The organism is Burkholderia sp. WSM2232, from assembly GCF_000472545.1.
In the GTDB taxonomy this organism is placed as follows: domain Bacteria; phylum Pseudomonadota; class Gammaproteobacteria; order Burkholderiales; family Burkholderiaceae; genus Paraburkholderia.
Window position 1 is genome coordinate 79445 of record NZ_AWZV01000031.1, and the last position, 6290, is coordinate 85734.

Genomic DNA, 6290 nt, shown 5'->3' on the forward strand with positions numbered 1-6290 from the left:
TTCGATGACGCATTGCCTGTTGGCACGGCCCGGCCTACGCTTGCGCAGCTTGTGCATGCACTTATGCTTGCGCTTGTGCCCCTGCCTGTTCTCGCCGATGCGGTGCAAAGCGAAAGCCGCTGAGCATGCGTTGCGCAGGCAGCTTCGCGCGTTCAGGCTGCACGCGGTGCGGCCTCGCGCCTTGCCCCGTGCCGCGCTGATCGTCTGCGCGGCGCTCGGCCTCGGCACTTCGCCCGTCTTCGCGCAAAACGACGACAAGCCGCCGCCGCTCGAAACGGCGAGCGCGGTCAAGGCCCCCGCCACCCCGGCTTCGCAGGTCGGCAAGCTGACGCTCGATCAGCAGGTCAAATGGCTGCGCGCCGCGCAGCAAAGCGGTGCGCTCGAAGCGCTCGACGACGCGCAACTGGTCGCGCTCTTCAAGTCGCTCGATCCGCTCGCGTTGCCGCGCTACATCAAGGAGGGCCCGAACGGCTACGCGTCGTATGAGTTCACCATGTCGCGCTCGGAGCGCATTGGCGGCAAGTGGCCGGACAAGCCCGATCACATGCTGGTGCGCGTCGCGCACGATCCGCTGCGCATCTACGCAAAATGGCTGCCCGACGGCGCGCACGCCGGTCAGGAGATCATCTACGACGAGTCCAGGCGCACCGACGAAATGTACGGTCACCTGGGCGGCATCATGAACGTCATGCCGCTATGGACCTCGTTGAACGGCGCCCTCGCCCGCTCGCAATCCAACCACCAGGTGCGCGACCTGGGCACCGAATACATCGCGCAGCAGTATCTTGCCGAGGGCAAAAAATATATCGAGGCCGGCTTGCCGCGTTCCATGCAGATCGACGTGAAGACCATCGACGGCGTGCGTGTGGTCGCCTTCACCTTCGAGACGCCCACGGGCCAGCCACAGTTCTATGCGAAGAAGGAAACGTTGGGGCTCGATTTGCGGCATCCGTATTTCCGCACCGTCGAGTCTTATGACAACGACGGCCGCATCTTCGAGAAGATCGTCTTCGAGACCATCACGCCCAAAACGTTCGACGACTCGACGTTCGACCCGAAAAACAAGGCCTACAAGTTCTAGCTAGCGCGGCGCGAGCACGAAACTCACGTGAGCGGACCGCGCTGCCTGTTCATGGCTATGTTCCAGCCGATGCGTCGCGCGGGTGGCAAGCTCTTTCAACACGAAGTAGTCGGACGCGCGCGTCACGCCTATGAGCCAGGGCGCAGAACCTGCATCGGCCGAGGCGTGCAGCAGCGGAAGCAGCGTGGCGTGCCAGAGCAGACCGATGTCGTCGCCGGTTTCGAAGGTGCGCAGGTTCAACGCCGCGGCGTAGCGGGAAAACGCGGCGCTCGCGGCGAGGGTCGAGTCGGCAATCGCGAAGGTGTCGCCGCGCGCCGCGGCAGGCGCCAGCCACGGCCACGCGCAGCCTGCGGTGGTGGAAAGCCATGCACCCGTCATCATGAAAGTGCGCCGGTCCATGCTGGTCCTTCGGGTGGGTTCTTGCGTAAGTTCTTGCGGTAAGTTCTTGCGGTAAGTTCGTGGTGCAAGTTTCGTGCGATGCTATGCGCTGCCCCTCACACTCCGCTCACGCTCCATCACGTATAGCCGCGCCGGTCGCGCCACGGCGCCGGCCAGATGCCCTGCTTGCCCGGCGCGAGAATGCCGTTCGGGTCGAGCGCGTCCTTGATCGTTTCCGAGAACCGCAGCAAGGCGCCTTCGTTGAAACTGTACTGCGCGGCCGCAAAATCCATATACGCGAGATGCGCGCGATACTGGCCGTAGCCGGCCGCGCGCGCGTCGCTCATCAGCGAACGCAGCAAGGCGCCGGCCGCCTCGACCTGAGCCGCATCGTCACGGTCGAAGATCGCCGCAAAAATGTGATGCAGATGACGCACGCCCGCCGTAAACCCGCCGTAGTAGTCGAAGCCGTATTCGGCAGCGCGCGCCTTGACCATGAAGTATTGACGCAGCGCATCGCGCCCCGTCGCGGGACATATCGGCGCAAAGTCCACGTGCGCGCCCGCGCCGCCGCGCCAGTCGAGCATGCGAAACGCGCTCATCGCCGGGATGCCGGCGAGGTTGCGGTCGCCGCCCCCGCTCGGCTCGGCATCGCCCGAATAACGCTTTGCGTAGATGCGTGCGTCAGGCACGCGCGCAAACGCGCGCTGCACGATTGCATAGCGCGCGTCGATCAGCTCGGGCGTGCCGTACAGCGCGAAATGCAGGTTCCAGCGGCCAACGTTCAGCTTGTCGAGCATCGCACTCACCGCGCTCTCCGGCATCGCGCCGGGGCCGTCATACCATTGCGCGCGCGCCGACAATCCGGCTGCGCGGCGCACGCCGCCTTCGATCACCGCGTGATTGCGGATTGTTTCGTCGAGCCGCAACGGCCGCAATATGTCGACAATGGCCTCCAGGTCCGTCTCACGGCGAAACTGGATTTCGCCGAGCAGATACGCGGGCGGCGCCGGCATCAGCCACACGCCGAGCTTCGTGACCACGCCGTAGTTCGACTGCATGAACATCGCGTCGAACGACGGCCCGTAGCCGGGCTGGTAAAGCTGCCAGGCGGTGCTCGTGTCGATGGCGCCCATGCCAGTGCGCAGCACGTCGCCATTGGCGAGTACCACTTCCATCCCGCATTGCGTGGCCGCATGATCGCCGTACGCGGTATAGCCGAAACCACGTTCGAGCGTGTTGCCGACCACGCTGCCCCAACCCGCCGCCGGCGGATCGACCCACAGCCGGTAGCCGTGCTCGCGCAGATACGCATGCAGATCGAAGTAGCTCACGCCCGGCTCGACGAGCGCATACGCGAGCGTCTCGTTGACCTCGATAATGCGGTTCAGCCGTTGCAGATCGAGCACCACCGAACCGGTAAGACGCGGCGCGGCACCCCCGTAAGCAAAGTTGCGCCCGGTCGAAACGGTCCACAAAGGAATGCGATATTGATTGGCGACGCGCAGCACCGCGCGAATCTCGTCGACAGACGACGGCAGCAGCGCGGCGCTCGCAGCGAACGCCTCGGGCTCGCCGGGCGCGAACGGATCGCGATAGGCCGAAAGTGCCGCCGCCGAGCTCACCACATGCTGCTCGCCGACAATGGCGCGCCACGCGGTGAGCGCGGCATCGAACTGCGTGGCGGAAAGTTTCGACGGCAGATTGCGGCTCAAGGGCTCTTCCTTTGCGGCGGTGTGCGCGGCACGATGGGGCGCTGCGCGCTGCTATTGCCACGCTTCCGGCTTGCCGCCGAGCGCGCTGCATACGTCGACGGCAATCGAGCGCAGCTTGCCTTCCGCAATTGGCCCCGACAACGCGTAGCCCATGCCGTCGCTGATCCAGTAGAAGGTGCGCCGGTTGCCGTCGCGCAGCAGGCGGAACGCGGTTTCGTCGCGCGCCGTGCCGCTTACGTACAGCGTGAGGCGCGCGCCGCTGCGGTTCTCGTACATGAACTGCGCGGCGGGTCCGGCCTCGCCCGGCAGAAGCCGGCCGCCCACGAGCGTATAACCGTACTCCTGCAGCGACGGCACCGAAAGCGGCCGGTTCAGGCGCTTCGATAGCCAGTTGATCAGATGCTCCTCCTCGCTCGCCGCGACTTCCACTGGATGACGCTGCTCGGGCGTGTAGACCGCATACGCGATGTCGGCGCGTTCGGCGAAAGCCGGCGCCCGCGCGCCGAGGCCATTCCACGCACCGCCCGTCAGACGCGGCGCGAGCGGGCCGAGCGCGAGCGCGAGCCCGGCACCTACGGCAAGCCAGCAGGCCGCAAGCCCCGCGCGACGCCACCAGGGCGTGCGCGGACGCAGCACGATGACAGCCGGGTCGTCGGCGGCAGTGGATGCCCGATCGCCCGGCAGTTCCGCGTGGTTCGACAGATCGTGGCGCGTACCGTCGTGCAGCGGCGCGCCGCACAACGCGCGCAGCGCCGCCTTTTGCGCGCGCCACGCGCTCACGCGCGCGGCCGCTTGCGGACGTTGCGCGAGCAACGCGGCGATGCGCTCGCGCTCGGCAGGCGCGAGCTCGCCGTCGACGAACGCCGACAGCGCTCGCAGGTCCACCCCGTCGGGCATGCTGGCATCGTGGTCGTGATTCATCGCGGATTTCTCACTACTTTCAACGGCGGCTTGCGCGCCGGCCCTTGCGCGGCGCCGGTTGCGGGCTCAGTGGTGGGGTCGGTCGTGAGCCCGGTTGACGGCGCCTCCAGCAGCACACGCAGATGCTCGCGGCCGCGCGACAGACGCGACATCACCGTACCCACCGGCACGCCGAGCGCCTTCGACGCTTCCTGATACGTCAGTTCCTCCACACAGACGAGCAGCAGCACCTCGCGCTGCTCGAGCGGCAGACCATACAGCGCGCGTTGCAGATCGCGCAGCACGAGGCCGTCCACCTCGCCTTGCGGGGCTTCGAGATTGCGCCAGGGGGCGCTCTCTTCGTCGATGGCAATTTCGCGGCGGCCGCGCAACTGATCGATATAAAGATGCCGCAGGATCGTGAGCAGCCACGCGCGCAGGTTGCTGTTCGGCCTGAACGCCGCCCAGCGTGCAAGCGCACGCTCCGCCGTATCCTGCACGAGGTCGTCGGCCCAGGCGCGGTCACCCGTTAGCGCGCGCGCGTAGCGGCGCAGTTGCGGGAGCCACGAGATGACTTCGGCTTCGAAGCTCACCCGGCGCGCAAACGCTCAGTAACCGCCGGCGCTGCCGCTGCCGCCGCTCGAGCCGCTGGTGCTGGAGGCGCCGCCGTCGGTCGCGGACGTGCATGCGCTGGTGGCGAGCGAGCTCAATGCGAGCGTGAACAGCATGAGGAGCATGGCGGGTATGCGGGTCGATTTCATGTGAGTCTCCAGATGGGCCGAAGTTGTGGGCTCGGCGATGTGAACGCCTTGCCTCTCTTAACGCGGCAGCCCGGTGCTTTATTCCGGGGCTGCGCGCACTGCCCGCTTTTTCCGCCATTGGCGCCGGCAAGCAGCCGCTCTGGCGGAACAAGCCGGCCTATGATCGGCTGATTTGGTAACTCAACGTTACAGTCAATAGTTACCAGGTGCTTATGTCCGCGCAAGCCGTTATAGTGGACGCAGTTCGCCCGCCGAGGCGTTCTGCCCCCACACAGGGTAGAATCGCGGCGAACCACCGTCTTTCTAACCTGAATTGTCCATGGCTTCCGCAGAATCGCATCCGCAAAACGACTTCATGAACGCTGCGCGCAAAGAACGAAAGCGCGTTGAGATCTATCTCGTCAACGGCATCCGCCTGACGGGGTGCATCGAGTCGTTCGACCAATATCTGGTGATGCTGCGCACGCCCGTCGGCTTGCAGGGCATCTACAAGCGCGCCATCTCGACGATCCAGCTCGACACCGGAACCCGTCCGGCGCCGCGCGCCGGGCGGCCGTCGCATGGCGAGCACACCACGCGCGGGCCGCACGGTTCGCGTGAACCACGCGAGCATCGGGAACCGCGTGAACCACGCGAGCCGCGCGAATCGTACGGTGCGCCGTCGGAGCGGTCATCGTCCGAGCGCAGCGGCGGGTCGGATGCGCCGGTGGTGGTCACGCGCCGGCGGCGCCTGTTCGGCACGGGTGGCGACGGCGGCAACCACGGCAATCATGGCGGCAACGGCGGCCAGGAGTAGGCACACTCGTAGACGGTGAGCGGCGGCTGCGGCTGCGCTCACTGCTTTCCGCTCACTGCTTCCGCCTCTCCCGCCGCCTCACTCCTGGGCATGGTCCAGCCGCTGCAAGATTTTCTCTACTCTCGCCACCTGCTGGTCCGACAGCTCGAACCTGCACTTCACCGCCAACAGCCGGCGCCGCCAGTAGCCGGCGTCGAGCATCCGTTGCGCCGGCTGCCTCGTTGCCCAATCCAGATGGTCCAGCTCTGCTTCCACCACGTGTGAAGCGTTGAAGCGCTTCGCGCGTACGGGCTTCCTGTCCATGGTGTTCGCTGCCTTGTCGTTTGTCGATTGTCGATTGTCGTTTGTCGATTGATTTCGCGCCCCTCCACAAGCCGGACGTTGCAGATGCGTCGCTGGCGGCCTGACGGACCGGCTCCTCGCGACCGCCTGCGATTGTTGTATTCGGCGCCGCATTGCCGCGACACACGGAAAACGAGCCGGTGAGCCGGCGTTTCAAGTTTTGGCGCGAGTCAATGGTTGTGCGGCGGGTGTTGTGCGGCGGATGGCGGATGTTGTGCGGCGGATGGCGCACGGAGTGCGGCTTTCGCTGCGACCTGCGCGTCGGGGCGGGTTTGGGTTTGGGTTTGGGGCGGGCTTGGGTTTGGGGCGGGCTTGGG

The 6290-nt window shown here is 66.3% G+C and carries 8 protein-coding genes; 2 read left to right on the top strand and 6 right to left on the bottom strand.

Annotated elements, in window-relative coordinates:
- Positions 1–97 precede the first annotated feature (97 nt).
- Positions 98–1081, top strand: coding sequence for a DUF1571 domain-containing protein (locus tag F757_RS0124790; RefSeq protein ID WP_442856660.1), 984 nt, complete (start codon positions 98–100; stop codon positions 1079–1081).
- On the opposite strand, the gene F757_RS0124795 is transcribed toward F757_RS0124790, so the two are convergent.
- The 5 genes from F757_RS0124795 to F757_RS36290 form a co-directional block, all read right to left on the bottom strand.
- Positions 1082–1480 carry a hypothetical protein gene (locus F757_RS0124795; RefSeq protein WP_027213737.1) on the bottom strand — a complete coding sequence of 133 codons (399 nt, stop codon included), beginning with the start codon at positions 1478–1480 and terminating at the stop codon, positions 1082–1084. It lies immediately after the preceding gene.
- Positions 1481–1596: 116 nt separating this feature from the next.
- Complete coding sequence (locus F757_RS0124800; protein ID WP_027213738.1) at positions 1597–3174, bottom strand: FAD-binding oxidoreductase; 1578 nt, start codon at positions 3172–3174, stop codon at positions 1597–1599.
- A gap of 51 nt (positions 3175–3225) precedes the next feature.
- The gene (locus tag F757_RS0124805) at positions 3226–4095 is read right to left on the bottom strand and encodes an anti-sigma factor family protein (RefSeq protein ID WP_027213739.1); all 870 of its coding nucleotides are present in this window, start codon (positions 4093–4095) and stop codon (positions 3226–3228) included.
- Positions 4092–4667: an RNA polymerase sigma factor gene (locus F757_RS0124810; protein WP_027213740.1), complete on the bottom strand. Its 576-nt coding sequence runs from the start codon at positions 4665–4667 to the stop codon at positions 4092–4094. The genes F757_RS0124805 and F757_RS0124810 overlap by 4 nt, the downstream gene beginning before the upstream one ends.
- A gap of 15 nt (positions 4668–4682) precedes the next feature.
- Positions 4683–4835 carry a hypothetical protein gene (locus F757_RS36290; protein WP_198021436.1) on the bottom strand — a complete coding sequence of 51 codons (153 nt, stop codon included), beginning with the start codon at positions 4833–4835 and terminating at the stop codon, positions 4683–4685.
- Positions 4836–5154: 319 nt separating this feature from the next.
- On the opposite strand from F757_RS36290, the gene hfq reads away from it, so the two are divergent.
- Positions 5155–5631: an RNA chaperone Hfq gene (gene hfq, locus F757_RS0124820; RefSeq protein WP_027213741.1), complete on the top strand. Its 477-nt coding sequence runs from the start codon at positions 5155–5157 to the stop codon at positions 5629–5631.
- Positions 5632–5709: 78 nt separating this feature from the next.
- Here hfq and F757_RS0124825 read toward each other — a convergent pair whose 3' ends face one another.
- Positions 5710–5934 (bottom strand): hypothetical protein, encoded by a 225-nt coding sequence (locus tag F757_RS0124825; RefSeq protein WP_027213742.1) that lies wholly within the window; start codon positions 5932–5934, stop codon positions 5710–5712.
- Between the last annotated feature and the right edge of the window lie 356 nt (positions 5935–6290).